This window comes from Paractinoplanes maris, assembly GCF_023544465.1.
Classification (GTDB): Bacteria; Actinomycetota; Actinomycetes; order Mycobacteriales; family Micromonosporaceae; genus Actinoplanes; species Actinoplanes maris.
Genome location: NZ_JALPVL010000005.1, coordinates 12,484 through 30,940 on the forward strand (window position 1 = coordinate 12,484; position 18,457 = coordinate 30,940).

Below are 18,457 nucleotides of genomic sequence, written 5' to 3' on the forward strand. Positions count from 1 at the left end.
CCGTCAGTGTGCGGCTCCCCCGCCCGGCGTGGTGTCACCTGGCCGACGACCGCTCAAGGCAAGCGCCCGTTCGAGGGCGGAGGCGTCCGCGGCCACCGGCACCTCGGCCGCGTAGATGCCCATCGCCCGGCCCTGCTCGCCCATCCCGGTGACGAAGGCCAGGGCCGCCTCGGCCACGTCGTCGTCGCAGCGGAACTCCTGCCCGGTGGCCCGGGCCAGGTCCCAGCCGTGGATGACCACGTCGCTGACCAGCATCGACACCGCCATCGGGGCGGGCATCGGCATGCTTGCCATCCGCACCGGCCGGTTCCACGCCTCGTCCGCCGCCCACAGTGCCGTCGCGGCTGCGGCGTGCGCCCGGAAGGTGCCGGCGTCCTCGGCCGCCCAGTGGTCGTCGGGGATCGGCTCGCCCCGCCCGGCCAGCTCCAGCGCCGCGGCGACGAGCAGCAGGTGGTTGGTCAGCGCGCGTACGTCCCAGTCCTGGCACGGCGTGGGAGCGTCCAGCGACCCGGGGTCGACCTTGTCCAGCACTGCCACGGTGCTGTCGAACGCCCTGGTCATGATGTCGTGGTTCATGCGGGGAGCTTAGGCAGCGGGCTCGCCCGCGTTCTTGAAGAAAGGCGACTTGTTAGGCTGCGTCGGTGCCGGCGATCATCAACCCCGGCCCGGCCCGGCGGAAATTCGACTTCAGCGCGCCCGCCGCCGCGCCGGCCCTGCACCCCTTCGTCGAGCACTACTGGATCATCCGCTGGGACCTGCGCGGCCAGGAGCCGTACGAGCAGCGCGTCCTGCCCTACCCGGCGGTCAACGTGACCTTCAAGCCGGGCCGTTGCCGCATCGCCGGCGTGCCGCTGGGCCGGTTCCAGGAGACGCTGGAGGGTGCCGGTCGCGTCTTCGGCGTGCGCTTCCGGCCCGCCGGTTTCCGGCCTTTCCTGGGCGCGCCGGTCTCCTCGATCACCGACCGCTTCGTCCCCGTCGAGACGGTCTTCGATCAAGACCTTTCCGTACGGGTCCTGGCCGCCGACGACGAGGCCGCCATCACGATCCTCGACGAGGTGCTGACCGCCCGGGCGCCCGCCGAGCCGACGCCCGCGGCCGCGCTGGCCGCGTCGGTCGTCGCCCGGATCGCCGAGGACGCCGGCACCACCCGGGTGGACGACCTGGCGGACGAGTTCGCCATCGGCGTCCGGCAGTTGCAACGCCTGTTCGCCGACTACGTCGGGGTCAGCCCGAAGTGGGTGATCCGCCGGTTCCGGCTGCACGAGGCGGCCGCGCGCATCACCACCGGCGCGCCGGTCGATCTCGGCGAACTCGCCGCGGAGCTCGGCTACAGCGACCAGCCGCACCTGACCCGGGACTTCACCGCCATGGTGGGCGAGCCGCCCGCGTTGCACCGCCGAGCTCAGGCGACCGCGTGAGGTTCCGCGTCGCCCGTGTCGTCACCGAAGTGCTCGCCCCCGGGGTGCTCGTCGCGCTGCTGCTCATGGCCGTCGGCTTCCACGCCGGCAGCTGGTGGGGAGTGGGGGCGGCGATCTTCACGGCGGGCATTCCCATGGCGTACGTGGTCCGGGGTGTCCGCCGCGGCCGGTTGACCAGCCACCACATTCCCGAGCGCGAGCACCGCCGGGGCCCGCTGCTGTTCGGTCTGGCCTCGGTGGTCGTGGGTACGGTGGCGCTGGTGCTGCTCGGCGCGCCGCGGGAACTGCTCGCGCTGCTGGCGGCCGGGATCACCGGCCTGGTCGTCTTCGCGCTCGTCACCGCGTACTGGAAGATGTCGATCCACGCCGGGGTGGCCGCCGGGACCGTGGCCGTCCTGATCGCCGTGTACGGGCCGGTCGCCCTGCTCGGCGTCCCGCTGGTGCCGCTGGTCGGCTGGTCGCGCCTGGTGCTGAAGGCGCACACGCTCGGACAGGTCGTCGCCGGGACGCTGGTCGGCGCCGTCATCGCAGGAACGGTCTTCCCGCTCCTGCGATGATCGGTCAGTCGCCCTTGACGTTGACGATCTGGCGCAGCGTGTGCCGCACCTCGACCAGGTCGTCGGCGTCCCGCATGACCACGTCGATCGGCTTGTAGGCGCCCGGGATCTCGTCGAGGAACGCGTCGGTGTCGCGGTACTCGATCCCCTTCATCGCCTCGCGCAGCTGATCGCGGGTGAAGGTCTTGCGCGCCTTCGACCGCGAGAGCTGCCGGCCGGCACCGTGCGGCGACGAGTTCAGCGCGACCGGGTTGCCCTTGCCGACCACCACGTACGACGCGTCGCCCATCGACCCCGGGATGAGCCCCGGCCGGCCCTTCTCGGCGTTGATCGCCCCCTTGCGCGACAGCCACACCTTCTTACCGAAGTGGGTCTCCTGCTCGGTGTAGTTGTGGTGGCACTGCACCCGCTCCAGCTCGTGCACCGGCCCGCCCACGAACTCGGCGAAGCAGTCCACGACCCGGTCCATCATCTCGTCGCGGTTGGCCAGCGCGAAGTCCTGGGCCCAGCGCAGCTGCCGGATGTAGGTCCAGAACTCGTCCGTCCCCTCCGCCAGGTAAGCCAGATCCGGGTCGGGCAGGTCGATCCACCAGCGCTTCATCAACTCCTGCGCCACCTTGATGTGATGCGTGGCGATCTTGTTGCCGACGCCGCGCGAGCCCGAGTGCAGGAACAGCCAGACCTGCCCCTTCTCGTCCGCGGTGACCTCGATGAAGTGGTTGCCCGACCCGAGCGTGCCCAGCTGCAGCTCCCAGTTGCCGGCGAACCGCCCCGGATCGAAACCGGCCTTCGCCGCCTTCGCCGACAGCTCGTCGAGGCGCTTGCGCGCCGTGCCGGTCACGCTGACGTTGTACGAGCCGGCACTGAGCGGTACGGCGTTCTCGATCGCCGTCCGCAGCCGGGCGAGCCCCGGCTTGAGCTCGTCGCGGTGGTACTGGGTGCGCACGGCGGCCATGCCGCACCCGATGTCGACTCCGACGGCGGCCGGGATGATGGCCCCCAGCGTCGGGATGACCGACCCGACCGTGGCCCCCTTGCCGAGGTGCGCGTCCGGCATGAGAGCGATGTGCGGGAAGATGAAGGGCAGGCGGGAGGCTTTCTCAGCCTGTCCCTTCGTCTCGGCTTCCAGCAGGCTGGCCCAATTCACCAGACGCCCGTTGATCTTCTCCATCACCCCTGCTCCTTCCCGGTTCAGGCCTGTCACGCTAGCCGCCCAAGATCGCCCCACGCCTCCGAATTACGGCTGCCCGGGCGGAGAACTGGCAAGGGATGGTGCGAGGTCGCCCTCTCCGGTCAGGAAGACGACGGCTCGGGATCGGCCGTGAGGATGGTCTGGATCGGGGCGCGGTCACGCACGGGGGAAAGTCTCTCCGATTCACCGTCAGCGCCGGGAAGTTCCTTCACATAGACGGCGCACACCTCGAATACCCGGCCGGCCGAGGTGCCATCGTCGTGGAACTCCTCGTACTCGGTCTTGATATCGCCGTAGCGCCACGGGTCGTAAAGCAGACGGAGATAAAGCCGGACCGCTTCCTTGTTGTGCGGGCTGACCCCGAGCGCAACCCGGCGATGGCCGTGTTCCTGAAGCCACTTCTCCGCGGATCGGACCAGTTCCGTGCCGATACCGCGATGACGGAACTGGTCACGGACCCAGAGATTCATCACCAACGGCACGCCGGCCAGGTTGTCGCGGATCTCCGGTTCCTCCGCCACATCGGTCCAGATGAAGATGTGACCGACGGCCACATCTCCGATCCAGGCGGCGAGCAGTTCGCCGTGGCCGGCGTCGCGCCTGTTCAGCCGATTCCGAAGGAGGCCGAAATGGACCTCATCGGTCGCGAGCAGACGTAACTCGTTCGCCCTGACGGGCCGAACCTCAACACCGGTCACAACATCCACGAATTCGATCTCTCCAGGGACCGGCCGGCAACGGCGCCGGCCTGTGAGCTCAACCCACCAAGTATGTAGCCAGGACGAGGGCCAACAGCAGAACCGTCGCCAATACGAGTAGCCTCCGGCCGGCTTCAGCGGCAAGCCGGGCAGCCGCAGCCATCAACTCGGTGGCGGCCAGCATGACCTTCAGCGAAACGTTGATCATGGCAGCCACCGCCAGAACGGCTACCACGGCGACGACCGCGTAGTTTACCTGCAGCGTTGATGAAGATAGTGTTGACATTGCAGTCCTAACTTGCGGAGTTCAGGCACTGTGTCTGTGACACCCCTCAGCGCCAACTGGGGGGTGTCACGCTATGTCGTGGCAGCCCATGTGACTCGATGGCAAACCGCCGACTGGACGGCCACATTCGCCGCCCACGCGTCGAGCGCAACCACGTCACTCATTCGAGGCTGACATCAGCTTTACGCCATAGCCGGTGCCGTCACGTGCAGCGCCGCCACCCCTCCCTCGCTCCTCTGCACCCTCATGCACGGGTCACGCTCATAGATCAGTAAGTACAGGCTATACTTCAGGAATTTCTTGAAGCAAGGGACTCGCCCAGCGAGAACTACCGGCTGTGACCTTGGAGGCGCCCGTGCCGGTCGATCGCCCGATCGCCGACCGACTGACCCTTGCCGCCCTCCTGCGATATCTGCGCGAGCAGACGGGAATGAGCCAGAAGACGCTGGCAAAAGCGCTCGACGTCAGTACGCCTTCCATCTCCTCCTGGGAGAGGAAGTTGGACTCGGAACTCCCGCCGACAAAGCGAATCCGGCAGTACGCCGAATTCTTCGCCCCTTTCCTGTCGGTTGACGACGCGGGCGATTGGGTTGTCTCCGCGGTCCCGTCGCAGGAGATGCCGGAGCACCGGATCAAAATTGTCGAGGACCGTCTTCTCCGCCTGCGCGCGGCCGCCCTGCAGTCGAGAAGATCCCGCGCCGGTACTGATTTCTGGAGCTATCCCGCCGGCCACCACGTCATCGTGGTGGCCGCGCAACTGCCGGAAGAACTGCGCGCCCGCATGCCCTACACGAACCCCGACGACGCCGACTACGTGGAGTTGTACAACTTCGCCGATCCCGACGCACTAGTGGAGATATCGCGATACCTCTACCGGGCCAACCCGGACGACGACCTGGTGACTGTGGAGTGGAAACGTAGCCATGAGCTCACCTCGCGCGACCTGACGACCGACCTCATCGTTCTCGGCGGTGTCGACTGGAACACTGTTGCCGCCGACATGATGTATCGGCTCGATCTGCCCGTGAAGCAACATTCGTTCTTCGAACGAGGAGAGCTGAAAGGCTCATTCGAGGTGGTTGATCCACCGGACGAGGTCAGGACTTATCAGGCGAACCTCGTCCAGGTCAGAGACCGGCCGAAGCTGATAACCGATGTGGCGCTGTTCGCGCGGGCCCCAAATCCTTACAATCCGGCGGCCACGGTGACGATGTGCAACGGGCTTTTCGGCCGGGGCACGCTCGGCGCCGTGCTCGCGCTGACCGACCGCCGGACGCGGGAAACGAACTCGGCTTACCTGCGCTCCAAGTTTCCGCCCGAGTCGACCTACTGCCTCCTCTTCAACGTCCATGTGGGTGGTGGTCGCGCGGTGCCTCCCAACTGGGCTGACGGCAGCTCGGTCCTGTACGAGTGGTCCGAATCGAGGTAGCCGGTCCCGCACGAGACCGGTGTTCGCCGCGACTTAGGCTGCCAGGGTGATCGACGCGCTGGTTTTCGACTTCGACGGGCTGCTGATGGACACCGAGTCGACGCTGCTGGAGAGCTGGCGGTTCGAGTGGCGGCAGCACGGGCTGGAGCTGGCGGTCGAGGGGTTCTTCGCCGACCACGGCGGGGACGTCAACGAGCAGCGGAACGCGAATCTGGCGGCGGCCGTGGGTGGGCACTACGACCGGGCGGCGAGCCATTCCCGGCGTACGGCCTATCGCGACAAGCTGCACGCGGAACTCGAACCGGCGCCGGGCATCCGGGCATGGATCGAGCAGGCCGCGGGTTTGCGACTGGCCGTGGCGAGCAGTTCCCCGGTGAGCTGGGTGCGTGACAATCTGAGCCGCGCCGGGCTGCTGGAGGCGTTCGACGTGATCGCCGGCGGGAACGAGGTGGCCGCGCACAAGCCCGACCCGGCGGTGTACCGGCTCGCCCTCGAACGGCTCGGTGTGGCGCCCGGGCAGGCGGTCGCCTTCGAGGACACCCCGCACGGCGTCGCGGCGGCACAGGCGGCGGGGTTGCGGTGTGTGGCGATTCCCAACGCCTACACGCCGGCTTCCCGCTTCGCGATGGCCGACCTGGTCCTCACGAGCGCGGCGGATGCTCCCCTGCGGACGGTCCTCGACAAGATCATCGCGCGATCACGGTAACCTGCCCGCTGCCGCCGTACGCGATGTTCGTGCCGCCCGTCGCGACCACCCGCAGCGCCCAGGTGCCCTTGCCGATGGTCTTCGGGATCGCGTACGAGCCGTTGGCCTTCACGGTGTTGACGGCCACTGTGCCCCACTTGCCGCCGGTGTAGCGCTGCAGATTGACCTTGGCACCGGCCTGCGCCGGACGGACGGTGCCGCTCACCGTGATCTTCTGGTTGACCTTGGGCTTGGTCGTGCTCGCCTTGATCGACACCGCGAAGCGGACGGTGACCGTCGAGGTCGAGGCAGCCGGCCAGTGCCCCTTCGACCCGGCGAAGGTGGCCCGGTAGGCCGTGGTCACCGACGGCGTCGTCCGGAGGCTCCACCGCAGGTTCGTACCGGTCTTGACCGTCGTGACCTTGAACCAGGTGGGGGTGCCGGCCGCGCGGCGCTCGATCGTGATCGGGTCGCCCGCGCGCGGCCCGGTCCCGGAATAGGTCAAGGAGGCGCCGTAGTTGATCGACGCGGCCGACAGTCCCAACGTGGTCCGGCGCAGTGTCGCCGAGGCGATCGCGCTCTGCCCCTGCGGGCCGCTCGCCGTCACCCGGAAGCTGTAGTCATGGTTCGGGTCGAGGCCGTTGAACCGGGCCGACCGGGCCGTGGCTGGCAGCTCCTGATAGGTGAGCGGGGTCGCCGGGACCTCTGGCGTGGGCGACGGCGAAGAACCCGTACCCGGCTTGGCCCTGGGCGGGGTGTCGTCGTAGACGGTGACGTAGTAACGGGTCCACGTGACACCGTCGGGCGCCTCGGCCTCGGTCCACTCGACCAGCGCGACACCGCCGGCCTGGCCGGTGACGGTGAACTTCACCGCCGGCGCCACGGGCGGGACCATGGTGAACATCGGCCGGACCGTCACGTCGGCTGCCGCCGCCCCGCTCGTCCCCGCCTCGGACTGCGAAGCAAAGATCATCATGCCCGAGCCGAGGGCCGTCGCGGCCACCGTTGCGATGATCGCGCCACGTACACGGGCCTGCCTGATCGCCATGCGTCCCCCTCGCCGATACCGATGACGGCGGAACGCTATCGGACCGGCCCGTCGGGCGACTCCCCCGAACGCACGACCCCGCGCGAGGCCCCCACCGGCTTACCGGGCCGGTGCGTCGCCCGGCTGGGTGGTGAAGCGCAGGATGCGGTCGTCGCCGTCGCGGGGGTCGCCGCGGCCGTCGGTGTTGGACGTGGTGAGCCAGAGCGAGCCGTCGGGGGCGACGGCGGCCGTGCGCAGACGGCCGTACTCGTTGGTCAGGACCGCTGCCGGCTCGCCCAGGTCGTCGCCCTCGATCGGTACGGTCCACAGCCGCTCGCCGCGCAACGCCGCCACATAGAGGGTGTCGCCGGCGATCGCCAGGCCGGACGGGGAGGCTTCGCTGGTCGGCCAGGTGACCAGTGGGTTGGTGAACCGGCCGCCGTCGGTGTCGCCCTCGCCCTCCACCTCGGGCCAGCCGTAGTTCTGGCCCGGCTCGATCAGGTTGATCTCGTCGAGGTCGTTCTGGCCGAACTCCGTCGCGAACAGCCGGTCGTCGTCGTCCCAGGCCAGACCCTGCACGTTGCGGTGGCCGAGGCTGTAGACCGGGGAGCCGGCGGACGGGTTGCCGGGTGCGGGATCACCCTCCGGGGTCAGCCGCAGGATCTTGCCGTTGGGGCTCGCCGGGTCCTGCGAACGGCCGGTCTCGCCCGCGTCACCGGTGCCGACGTAGAGCAGGTTGTCGGGGCCGAACGCGATCCGGCCGCCGTTGTGGAAGCCGGCCTTGGCGATGCCGTCGAAGACGACCTCGGGCTGGTTCCCGCTGCCCACCTGGAAGCGGACGATGCGGTTGTCGGTGGCGGCGGTGAAATACGCGTAGACCCAATCGCCGCGCGCGGCCAGTCCGAGCAGGCCACCCTCGCCGCCCGCGGCTACACCGGGAACCTCGTACACCTGCTGGGGCTGACCACCGTCGGCGGGGACCCGCAGGATGCGGCCGGAGTCCCGCTCGGCCACCAAGGCGTCGCCGCCGGACAGGAAGGCCAGGCCCCACGGGGTGTCGAGGCCGGTGGCGATCTCGCGCGCGGGGCCGAGGGGGGTGCCGGCGCCGCCGCCGCCGTCGTCGTCGGAGGGGGAAGGCTGGGGAGTCGCGGAGCCAGGGGCGGGGTCGTCAGCCGGGTCGGCCGTGCCGCAGGCGGCGAGGGCGAAGACCGTGGCTGTGGCCAGGGCGGCGAGTGCTCGCAAGATGATGCCTCCGTCGTCGGGGATTCCATGGTTGCCGCCGGCGGCGAAACTCCACCGAAAGGCCAGGCCGCGTGACGGTGACGCGCTGAGCCACGGTTCGGGTTCCCGCTCGTTGATCAAGACATGACCCGCCGCCTGCGAGCTACCGCCCTGGCCACCACGGTGGCGCTCGGTCTCGTCCTCGCCCCAGCCGCTGCGCCGTTGCCGTTGCCGGTGCCGTTGTCGGGGGCCCTCCCCCACCCCTCCACCGTTTTTGGCGGCCGCGCCTTCGCCGCTGTCGCCCAGCCCGCAGCCGCTGTCGCCCAGCCCGCAGCCGCTGTCGCCCAGCCCGCAGCCGCCGTCGCGCAGCCCGCAGCCGCCGTTGCGCGGGAGCCGGCCGGAATCGGCCAGGCGATCGACGACATCCTGGCGGACCCCGTCCTCGCGGGCTCACAGGTCGGCGTCGTCGTGGCCGACGCGCGCACCGGCGCCACCCTCGTCGACCGCAACGGCTCGCGACGTCTGCTGCCCGCGTCGAACGCCAAGCTCTTCACCTCGGCCGCGGCCCTGGCGATCCTCGGCCCCGGGCACCGATTCACGACCGAGGTCAAAGCCTCCGGCGTACGCCGTGACGGCTCCCTCACCGGCGACCTCCATCTCCGCGGCGAGGGCGATCCGGCTCTGACTCCCGCCGCGCTCGACGCGCTGGCCCGGGACGTGGCCGCGTCCGGACTGCGCGAAGTCACCGGCGATCTGGTGGCCGACGACACCTCCTTCGACTCGCAACGACTCGGTCTCGAATGGGCTTGGGACGACGAAGCATTCTCCGGCGCGGCTCCCGTCTCGGCTCTGACGCTCGCGCCGGACAACAACTATCTGGCCGGAACAGTGAACGTCAAGGTGTCGCCGGCGCCTGTGGACAGACGACCGGCCCGCGTCTCGGTGAGCCCGGTGAACTCGCAACTGACCGTGGTCAACCAGGCTGTCACCGGCGAAGGCGTTACCCCGGTCTCGGTGACCCGCGGCCATGGCAGCAGCACACTGACGGTCACCGGGGCCATCAGCAGGCACGCTCCTGCGGTGACCGAGCCCGTCACAGTCTTGGACGCCACCGCCCTGACCGCCGAGGTGTTCCGCACGGCGCTGCACCGTCACGGCGTACGGGTGAAGGGGCGGACCGTCACTGGGGCGACCCCGGCCGGAGCGGTCGTCGTCGCACGCCACGCCGGGCAACCGTTGCGGGAGCTCATGGCGCCCCTGCTCAAGTTGTCCAACAACGGGATGTCGGAGCTGCTGATCAAGGCGATCGGGCGGCGCGCGGCCGGGGTCGGCTCGTGGCCGGCCGGCACCAACGCGGTCGCCGCCTATCTGGCCCGGCTCGGCGTCGACACGACCACGCTGCGGCAGGTCGACGGGTCCGGCTTGTCGCGGCGCAACCTCGTGCCGCCTGCCGCTGTCGCGCGGTTCCTGGTGGCGGTGCGTTCCGAGCCCTGGTTCCGCACCTGGTTCGCCGCGTTGCCGGTGGCCGGTGACCCGGATCCGATGATCGGTGGCACGCTGCGCAACCGGATGCGGGGAACGATCGCCGCGGGCAACGTGCGCGCCAAGACCGGCACGCTCACCGGGGCGTCCGCGCTGTCCGGCTACGTGACCGGCGCCGATCACCGTCAGTTGGTCTTCTCGGCGATCATCAACAACCAGCTGTCACCGTCGGTCACACCTGTTCTCGATCGTCTCGCCGTCGCGCTGGCCTGTTGTCCACAGGCCCCGAAAACTGTCGGTCCGGCGCTGTAGGTTCGCCGCATGCCACCGACCCAGCCGGATCTCCTGCCCGACACCGCCCGAGCGCTGCGCCACCGCCTGGCCACCACCCAGGTGTCCGGGCGGGCGCCTTCGATAGTGGCGGCCGTCGTGCGCGACGGCCGCCCGGTGTGGCTCGAGGGCTGGGGCAGCGTCGACGGTTCGACGCCGGGCGGTGACATCCAATATCGCATCGGCTCGATCACCAAGACCTTCGTGACTCTGCTGGTGCTGCGCCTGCGCGACGAGGGCCGGCTGACGCTGGCCGACCGGCTCGACGCCCACCTGCCCGGCACGGCGATCGGTGACGCCACCATCGGCTCGCTGCTCGCACACACGTCGGGTCTGGCCGCCGAGCCGCCCGGTCCGTGGTGGGAGCGCAGTCCCGGATCGCTGCGGCCCGAGCTGGCCGACGTGCTCCACGACGAGCCCCGGGTGCATCAGCCGGGCGAGCGTTTCCACTACTCCAACCCCGGTTTCGCGCTGCTCGGCGCGCTTGTCGAGCGCCTGCGGGGCAAGGCCTGGACGGAGGTGCTCGCGAGCGAGGTGCTGGAGCCGCTCGGCATGACCCACACCGGCCCCCATCCGTCCGCGCCACATGCTTCGGGCTGGGCCGTGCACCCCTGGGCTGACGTGGTGCTGCCCGAGCCCGTCCAGGATTACGGCCCGATGGGCCCGGCCGGCGAGCTGTGGTCCACGGTGGACGACCTGGCCCGTCTGGCTGCCTTCCTTCTCGACGGCGACGAGCGGGTGCTGCGGCCGGCGAGCCTGGAGGAGATGCGGACTCCCGCCTCCGCGCCCGAGCCTGGCTCGTGGCAGGCGAATTACGGCCTCGGCACCCAGCTGCTGCGTCGTGGCGACCGGCTGCTGTCCGGCCACACCGGCTCGGTGCCGGGCTTCCTGGCCACCGTGTGGGTCAGCCCGGCCGACGCGCTGGGCGCCGTGACGCTCGTCAACACCACCGCGGGCGTGCCCGTCAGCGGTTTCACCGCCGACCTGATCGACCTGGTCGCCGAGCGCGAGCCGCGCATCCCGGCCCCCTGGCAGCCCCTCCCCCACGTCGACCGGTCGGTTCTCGAGCTGGCCGGTCCGTGGTATTGGGGTCCCGCCCTGTTCGTGCTGCGCCCCCAGGCCGACGGCTGGCTCGAGCTGGCTTCCCTGACGGGCGCCGGCGACCGGGGCACCCGCCTGCGCCCGACCGGCGACGGCTCCTGGGTCGGCCAGAACGGCTACTTCGCCGGCGAGCGCCTCCACCCCCGCCACGACGACTCCGGCGCCGTCACCCACCTCGACCTGGGCACGTTCGTCTTCACCCGACATCCGTACGCCCCGGGGACCGTCATCCCGGGCGGCGTCGAGCCCACCGGCTGGCGCCCCGGCGACTAGGAGCCGCCCCCCACGGGTGGGAGCGGCTCCTGGCGACGGCGTCTGGCCGGCGGGTCAGGCGGCGTCAGGGCCGGCGGCGGAGGGCGGCGTCAGAGCTGGCGGCGGAGGGCGGCGTCAGAGCTGGCGGCGGAGGGCGGCGTCAGGGCTGGCGGCGGAGGGCGGCGTCGATGGCCTCGATGATGCGGGGGCGCATCTCGGCGGCCTTGATGACGGCGTCGACCGAGCCGACCTCGACGGCTCGCTGGATGCTGTGGACGCGGTCGAACTCCGCGGCCACCTCGCCCAGCTTCTCGGTGCGGACGGCGTTGCGCAGCTCCTCCAGCTCGGCGGCCAGCGCGCTGCGCTCGGCGCCGGTCACGGCGGCGAGGCGTTCTTCCGCGTTGCGCAGCCGTGGGTCGGCGGCCGTGCGGCGGTTGACGTCGCCGGTGAAGACGACCGCGGCGGCGGGGGCGCCGCCGAGCACCGAGGCGAAAGAGCCCTCGAGTGCCAGCACAGTCATGTTCGGGTTCAGCATCTTCGAGAAAACGACGAAGGCACCGCCGTGATAGCGAGAGATGACCGTGAAGATGATCGGGCCGCGGAAGTTGACGATGGCCCGGCCGATCTCGGCCCCGTATTCGAGCTGCAGCTTGCGCATCGACTCGGGCGAGCCGTCGAAGCCGGACAGGTTGGCCAGCACGACGAGCGGGCGGTTGCCCGACGCGGCGTTGATGGCGCGGGCCGCCTTCTTCGACGAGCGCGGGAAGAGCGTGCCCGCCGTGTAGGTGTCGGGGCCGTCGGTGGGCGGGAAGCCGCGCCGGGTCACCGACTGCGACTCGATGCCGAGCAGGCAGACCGGGATGCCGCCGAGGTGCACGTCCTGCACCACCGCGGTCTCGGCGTCGGCCATGCCGGCCCAGCGCTCCAGCACCGCGTGGTCCTGGTCGGCCAGCGCCCGCATGACCACGCGGATGTCGAACGGCTTCTTGCGGTCCGGGTTGGCCGTGGACGAGAAGATCTGACCGACCGTGGTGAAGTCGCTGCCGGCCACGTCGTGCGGGAAGTCGGAGATGTCCCGGTCAACCGGGTCGGCGGTCTGCGCCCGCCGCGGCGACGTCTCACCCGGGACGACGTAGGTGTGGTCGTAGTGCGACATCAGCACTTCGCGGGCCGCCGCCAGGTTGGGCGCCCAGTACTGCGCCTGGCCGTTGGGGCCCATCACCCGGTCGTAACCGCCGATGCCGAAGTTGTCCTCGGCCGACACGCCGCCGGAGAAGTCGAGCGACTGCTTGCCGGTCAGCACCATGGCCGAGTCGGGCGTCATGATCAGGACACCCTTGGTGTGCATGAGCATCGTCGCTTCGGCGTTCCAGTACGGCTGGGCGCCCACGTTGATCCCGGCGACCACGATGTTGATCTCTTGGCCGGCCTGGGTGAAGTCGACGATCCGCTTGAGGGCGGCCGCGACCCAGTCCATGTTCTCGGTGCCGGTGTCCATCGAGATCTTGGCGCCGGCCGACAGCGCCCACCACTCCAGCGGCACCCGCAGCCGCTCGGCGAGGTCGAGCGCCGCGATCACGCGGCGGCACTCCGGTTCCGACAGCGAGCCCAGAGCCTTGGTCGGGTCACCCAGCAGCACCGCCCGGGTCACCCCCTCCGGGTGCAGCGCCGTGCGGGTGGTCACCACACCGGCGACGATGGCCGCCGAGTTGGCACCCTTGGGCCGGTCGACCGGCACGAGAGCACCGGACGCGTCCAGGTCGTGCTCCACGAAATCGCCGAGCAGCCCGGTCAGCTCGTACGGGTAGACGGTGTTGCGGGCCGCGGCTCGCAGCACCTTGAGGCGGTAGTTGTCGAGCGGCTCGATCGGCTCCTCGGACGGCTCGCCGACGGTCAGCACGGGAGCGCCGGTCGCGTCGTTCGAGATGCGCACGGCGACCTTGGCCAGCGTGCCCGTCGCCGGGTCGCGGTAACGGCCGATGAAGAGGATCTCCTCGAGCCCCGCGCCCGCGCTGGTCGGCAGGATGCGCCGGGCGATCATCTCCATCTCCTCGCGGGAGATGGAGATCGGCGGCCAGACGTAGATGACGATGCGGTTGGTGCTGAACCGTTTGTCCGACGGCCGCTGGGCCTGGGCCCGGCGGATCGAGTCGAGGCAGGTCGCGATCGTCTCCTCCGCCGTCGGCAGGGCGACCAGGCGGCCGTCGTGCTCGCGGAGCTCGGTCAGGTCACGCACCTGGGCGAACGCCACCAGCCGGTCGTCACCCGGGTTCTCCCGCGCGACGCAGCGGAAGAGGTAGATCTCCTCGTCCGAGGAGGGCAGCCGGGTGAGGTCGAACTTGCGGAGGCGCTCCAGTTGCATGCGCTGCGCGATGTACGGGTGCAGGCCGCGGATCAGCCGCTCCTCGGCCATCCCGGTGCTCGACGGGCGCCACGTGAAGTGGTGGTGCATGACGGCGCCACCGCGGCCGGCGACCGTGGTGGTGAGCCGGCGGACCTGCGAGGGCAGCGGGTGGGCACTGACCACCTCGTGCAGGGCGGCGGCCATCGCGTCGGGGTCGGTCGGCTGCCCCTCCCAGGACAGGTAGATGTCGGCGTCGATCGGTGCGGCACCGGCCAGTTCGGCCAGACCGTCGAGGGCCGCGCCCAGCTGGTCGAACGGGACGGCGGCGGAGACGATCCACGAGCCCTCCCGCTCCGCGACGAGGAACGCGCCGGCCGTCCGCAGCCCGGTGAGCCCCTTGTTGCCGTAATAGCGGCGGGTCAGCACCTCGAGCATCACGGAGTTGTCGAGGTCGTGGCGCACGAGGCGCTGGCCGAGCAGCCGGACCAGCGGCTCGGTGCTGCGGACCATCTGGGCGATCCGCTCGGCCCGGTCGGGTGCCTGCGGGTCGGCGTCGAGCAGGCGCAGGTTCTTGCGGATGTCGGCGTAGACGCGGGCCCGGTTGCGCAGCAGCAGCGGCTGCCCGAACCACGAGAAGACGACGCCACGGGCCAGGTCGGCCAGGGCCGGGTAGCGGATCTGGGTGGCCGCGATCAGCCGTTCCAGCGCCAGGCCGGTGGGCTCGCGCAACGTCTCCTCGGGCGGGGAGGCCTGCAGCCAGGTGCGCAGCAACGTCGCGATGAGGTTGGCGTCGGCCGCGGCGCGCTGCTGGGCCAGGAAGATCCGGAAGACGGCGGCTTCGAGCTCCGGCGTCCGCTCCAGCTCCTCGACGCCGTAGTGGCCGAGGGCCTTGGACAGCCGGGCCTGGAACGACTCGGGCAGACCGGCCCGCTCGACGTCGAGGCTCTGCAGGTAGGTGTGGAAGTACTCCCGCGCGCTACGCACGTGGGTGTCGCCCGGGCCCTCCTCGCCGGCCGGGCGGTTGCGGCTCAGCTCGGCCAGGTCGGCGAAGACCTCGAGCAGCTGGACCTCGCCGGCCAGCGGGCGGTGACCGGTCTCGGACGCGGCGGCCAGGTATCCGGCCAGCACCCGGCGCTCGTCCAGCGGGTCGACGTCGAAGCCGAGCAGCTGGCTGCGCAGGTCTTCCTGACCGCGGGCGGCGCGGACCGCGGCCGACTCGTCGGCGGGCGCGGCGGGCAGGTCGAGCTCGACGCTGTCGGAGGCGGCCTCGGCCACCGCGTCGGCGTCACCGATCGGCTCGAGCCGCAGCAGCGGCGCCCCCGAGTCGACCTTGGCGCCGACGCTGACCAGGCATTCCTTGACCCGAGCCTTGAACGGAGCCCGGATCACGGCCTCCATCTTCATCGCCTCGAGCACCAGGACGGGTGCGCCCGCCTCGACCTCGGCGCCGGCCTCGAGCGGGGTAGCGATGACCAGTGCGGGCATCGGCGAGCGCAGCACGCCGCCCTCGTCACGGCTGACCCGGTGGGTGACGCCGTCGACCTCGACCAGGTGGATCGCGCCGTGCGCGCCGGTGAGGATCTTGTGGCGCTCGCCGTTGAGGGAGACGCGGCCAGTGTGCTTGTCGAAACGCTCCAGCTCGACGTCGGCCAGGCGGACGTCGGCGCCGGCCTCGATGCCGACGCGGAACCGGCGGGCGCCGATCCGGGCGACGCGGACGCGGTAGGTCGCGCCGCGCAGCTTCAGGTCCAGCGGGCGGCCGCTCTCGTGGCGCACCTGCGGGCGGCCGCCGAAAGCCGTCGACAGCAGCCGCTGCTTCTCGGTGAGCTCCTCTTCCTCGTACGCCTCGATGGCGGCCACGGCGAGCGCGACGGCCGAGTGCTTGTGCGAGACGAGGCGGCCCTCACCGCGGACGCGGTCGATCCAGCCCGTGTCGGCCGAGCCGTCGATGACCTCGGGCTGGTCGAGCAGGTCGAGCACGAAGCTCTTGTTGGTCGCGCCGCCCTCGATGACGACGGTCGTGTCGGCCATCGCCCGGCGGAGGCGGCCCAGCGCCTCGTCGCGGTCGTTCCCGTACGCGATGACCTTGGCGATCATCGAGTCGAAGTCGCCGGGAATGGTGTCGCCCTCGCTCACGCCCGTGTCGACGCGGATGCCGGGACCGGCCGGCAGGTCGAGCCGGGCGATGCGGCCCGGCGACGGGGCGAAGTCCCGGTCGGGGTCCTCGGCGTTGAGCCGGGCCTCGATGGCGTGCCCGCGCTCGCGCGGCGGCTCCCCGGTCAGGCGCCCGCCCGAGGCGACGTGCAGCTGGGCCTTGACCAGGTCGAAGCCGGTGGTCGACTCGGTGATCGGGTGTTCCACCTGCAGGCGGGTGTTGACCTCGAGGAACGCCAGGAGGTCGTCGCCGGGGTGGTAGAGGAACTCGACGGTGGCCGCGCCCCGGTAACCGACCCGGACGGCCAGCCGCTCGGCCGACTGCTTGAGCTCGAGGGCGCGCTCGGGCGGGAGTACCGGCGACGCCGACTCCTCGATGACCTTCTGGTTGCGGCGCTGCACCGAGCAGTCGCGCACGCCCAGCGCCCACGCGGTGCCCTCACCGTCGGCGATGACCTGCACCTCGACGTGGCGGGCGCCGGTGACCAGACGCTCCAGGAAGACGATGCCGCTGCCGAAGGCGCGGGCGGCCTCCTGGCTGGTGCGCTCGTAGGCGTCGGCGAGCTGGTCGCCGTCGCGCACGACCCGGATGCCGCGACCGCCGCCGCCGGCGGTGGCCTTGAGCATCAGCGGGTAGCCGATCGTCTCGGCCGCCGCGAGCGCGGCGTCGAGGGTCTCGACCGGGCCGCGGCTCCACGGCGCGACGGGGACCCCGACCTCCTCGGCGATCAGCTTGGCGCCGATCTTGTCGCCGAGCTTGCGCATGGCGTCGGGACTGGGGCCGACGAACGCGATGCCGATGCGCTCACACAGCTCGGCGAAGGCCGGGTCCTCGGCGACGAAACCCCAGCCGACCCACGCCGCGTCGGCGCCGGTGTCGAGCAGCGCGCGCTCGAGCGTCTTGAGGTCGAGGTAGGGCCGCGAGGCGGCCGGACCCAGGTCGTACGCGATGTCGGCCTCGCGGACGAAGGTGGATCCTCGATCGACGTCGGTGAACAGAGCCACCGTCTCGATCGGGGCTCCGGTCTCGGCGGCCAGCTCACGGACGGCGTGAATGAGCCGCATGGCGGCCTCACCACGGTTGACGATGGCGATACGACTGAACACCCGAACGATTCCCTACCTCACGGAAAGCTTCGACAGGAGACTACAGGCGACCCGCCGCGGGGGGTACGGCGTTCGGTCGTGGGTACTACCGCTAGCAGGAATGCGGACTCGACGGACGACCTGGAAGCCTGGATCACGTGACATTGCGGTGCCTCCTCGTAGACGACAACGACCACTTCCTCGCCGCGGCGCGTGACCTGCTGGAGCGCGAGGGTGTGGTGGTGGCGGGCATCGCGTACGACATCGCGGGGGCCCTCGCATGTGCCGGTGAGCTGCGGCCCGACGTGGTCCTGGTCGACATCAACCTGGGCGGCGAGAGCGGCTTCGACCTGGCCCGCCGGTTGTCGCCGACCCCTGTGATCATGATCTCCACGCACAGCGGGGACGACTACGAGGACCTGGTCGAGGATTCAGCGGCGATCGGCTTCCTGAGCAAGATCGAGCTGTCCGGCTCCGCGGTGCTCTCGCTGGTCAGCGCGCTTCCAGAAAGGTGAGCACGGCCAGGACGCGCCGGTGGTGGTCGTCGGTCTCGGGCAGGTTGAGCTTGCTCAGGACGCTGCGGACGTGCTTCTCGACAGTGCCCTCGGTGATCCACAACCGGCGGGCGATGCCGGAGTTGGACTGGCCCTCGGCCATCTGACCCAGGACCTCACGCTCGCGGGAGCTGAGCGCGGCCAGCGGGTCGTCGCGGCGCCGGGCGGTGACCAGCTCGGAGACCAGGCCGGGGTCGATGACCGAGCCGCCACCGGCGATGCGCTCGACCGCGGCCAGGAACTCGGTCACGTCGGTGATGCGGCTCTTGAGCAGGTAGCCGATGCGGCGGCCGCCGGCCAGCAACTCCATCGCCTGGTCGACGTCGGCGTAGGCGGACAGCACGAGCACGCCGGTCTCGGGCAGCTCGGCGCGGATCTGCTGGGCCGCCTGCAACCCCTCGGTGGTGTGGGTGGGCGGCATCCGCACGTCGACCACGACCAGGTCGGGCTGGGTGGCCCGGACCAGCCGCAACAGCTCGGTGGCGTCACCGGCCTGCCCGAGCACGTCGAGCCCCTCGCGGACGAGCAGGCTGGCGATGCCCTCGCGCAGCAGCACGTCGTCCTCGGCCAACACGACCCGCAGCCCAGTCATGGCAGAGATTATGCGGCTACCGGCTAGCCGGTATCGAGGAGTGGGGGTG

The 18,457-nt window shown here is 70.8% G+C and carries 15 protein-coding genes; 7 read left to right on the forward strand and 8 right to left on the reverse strand.

The annotated features are described in order from the left end of the window. Positions 1-3: 3 nt before the first annotated feature. The gene (locus NAG42_RS15175) at positions 4-576 is read right to left on the reverse strand and encodes a TIGR03086 family metal-binding protein (protein WP_250030915.1); all 573 of its coding nucleotides are present in this window, start codon (positions 574-576) and stop codon (positions 4-6) included. Between the two features lie 65 nt (positions 577-641). Between NAG42_RS15175 and NAG42_RS15180 the strand changes: the two genes are divergently transcribed. Together NAG42_RS15180 and NAG42_RS15185 are read left to right on the forward strand one after the other, a co-directional pair. Further along, positions 642-1,418 (forward strand): AraC family transcriptional regulator, encoded by a 777-nt coding sequence (locus NAG42_RS15180; RefSeq protein ID WP_250030916.1) that lies wholly within the window; start codon positions 642-644, stop codon positions 1,416-1,418. Beyond that, positions 1,415-1,975, forward strand: coding sequence for a phosphoesterase PA-phosphatase (locus NAG42_RS15185; RefSeq protein ID WP_250030917.1), 561 nt, complete (start codon positions 1,415-1,417; stop codon positions 1,973-1,975). Before NAG42_RS15180 ends, NAG42_RS15185 begins: the two co-directional genes overlap by 4 nt. A 4-nt stretch (positions 1,976-1,979) precedes the next feature. On the opposite strand, the gene NAG42_RS15190 is transcribed toward NAG42_RS15185, so the two are convergent. From NAG42_RS15190 to NAG42_RS15200, 3 genes are all read right to left on the reverse strand, one after another. After that, a complete protein-coding gene (locus tag NAG42_RS15190) occupies positions 1,980-3,146 on the reverse strand; it encodes an RtcB family protein (RefSeq protein ID WP_250030918.1) in 1,167 nt (388 codons plus the stop codon). A 122-nt stretch (positions 3,147-3,268) separates the two neighbouring features. Then, positions 3,269-3,874, reverse strand: a complete 606-nt coding sequence (locus NAG42_RS15195; protein ID WP_250030919.1) for a GNAT family N-acetyltransferase — start codon at positions 3,872-3,874, stop codon at positions 3,269-3,271. A 49-nt stretch (positions 3,875-3,923) separates the two neighbouring features. Next, positions 3,924-4,151: a hypothetical protein gene (locus NAG42_RS15200; RefSeq protein ID WP_250030920.1), complete on the reverse strand. Its 228-nt coding sequence runs from the start codon at positions 4,149-4,151 to the stop codon at positions 3,924-3,926. Between the two features lie 355 nt (positions 4,152-4,506). Between NAG42_RS15200 and NAG42_RS15205 the strand changes: the two genes are divergently transcribed. Beyond that, a complete protein-coding gene (locus NAG42_RS15205) occupies positions 4,507-5,580 on the forward strand; it encodes a helix-turn-helix domain-containing protein (RefSeq protein ID WP_250030921.1) in 1,074 nt (357 codons plus the stop codon). Between the two features lie 46 nt (positions 5,581-5,626). Then, on the forward strand, positions 5,627-6,286 hold the full coding sequence (locus tag NAG42_RS15210) for an HAD family hydrolase (protein ID WP_250030922.1): 660 nt from the start codon (positions 5,627-5,629) through the stop codon (positions 6,284-6,286). Here the strand turns inward: NAG42_RS15210 and NAG42_RS15215 are convergent. Further along, positions 6,267-7,268: a fibronectin type III domain-containing protein gene (locus NAG42_RS15215; RefSeq protein ID WP_250030923.1), complete on the reverse strand. Its 1,002-nt coding sequence runs from the start codon at positions 7,266-7,268 to the stop codon at positions 6,267-6,269. The two genes, NAG42_RS15210 and NAG42_RS15215, sit on opposite strands and share 20 nt — an antisense overlap. A 144-nt stretch (positions 7,269-7,412) precedes the next feature. Beyond that, the gene (locus NAG42_RS15220) at positions 7,413-8,540 is read right to left on the reverse strand and encodes a PQQ-dependent sugar dehydrogenase (protein WP_438872411.1); all 1,128 of its coding nucleotides are present in this window, start codon (positions 8,538-8,540) and stop codon (positions 7,413-7,415) included. Between the two features lie 117 nt (positions 8,541-8,657). Here NAG42_RS15220 and dacB point away from each other — a divergent pair, with 117 nt between their 5' ends. Together dacB and NAG42_RS15230 are read left to right on the forward strand one after the other, a co-directional pair. Further along, the gene (gene dacB, locus NAG42_RS15225; RefSeq protein ID WP_250030925.1) at positions 8,658-10,307 is read left to right on the forward strand and encodes a D-alanyl-D-alanine carboxypeptidase/D-alanyl-D-alanine endopeptidase; all 1,650 of its coding nucleotides are present in this window, start codon (positions 8,658-8,660) and stop codon (positions 10,305-10,307) included. A gap of 9 nt (positions 10,308-10,316) precedes the next feature. Continuing rightward, positions 10,317-11,699 (forward strand): serine hydrolase domain-containing protein, encoded by a 1,383-nt coding sequence (locus NAG42_RS15230; RefSeq protein ID WP_250030926.1) that lies wholly within the window; start codon positions 10,317-10,319, stop codon positions 11,697-11,699. A 139-nt stretch (positions 11,700-11,838) separates the two neighbouring features. Here NAG42_RS15230 and NAG42_RS15235 read toward each other — a convergent pair whose 3' ends face one another. Beyond that, positions 11,839-17,283 carry an ATP-binding protein gene (locus tag NAG42_RS15235; RefSeq protein WP_250030927.1) on the reverse strand — a complete coding sequence of 1,815 codons (5,445 nt, stop codon included), beginning with the start codon at positions 17,281-17,283 and terminating at the stop codon, positions 11,839-11,841. A gap of 137 nt (positions 17,284-17,420) precedes the next feature. On the opposite strand from NAG42_RS15235, the gene NAG42_RS15240 reads away from it, so the two are divergent. Next, entirely contained in the window at positions 17,421-17,777 is a 357-nt protein-coding gene (locus NAG42_RS15240) for a response regulator (RefSeq protein ID WP_250030928.1), read from the forward strand. Here NAG42_RS15240 and NAG42_RS15245 read toward each other — a convergent pair. Beyond that, the gene (locus tag NAG42_RS15245) at positions 17,755-18,399 is read right to left on the reverse strand and encodes a response regulator transcription factor (protein ID WP_250031444.1); all 645 of its coding nucleotides are present in this window, start codon (positions 18,397-18,399) and stop codon (positions 17,755-17,757) included. The two genes, NAG42_RS15240 and NAG42_RS15245, sit on opposite strands and share 23 nt — an antisense overlap. Positions 18,400-18,457: the final 58 nt, after the last annotated feature.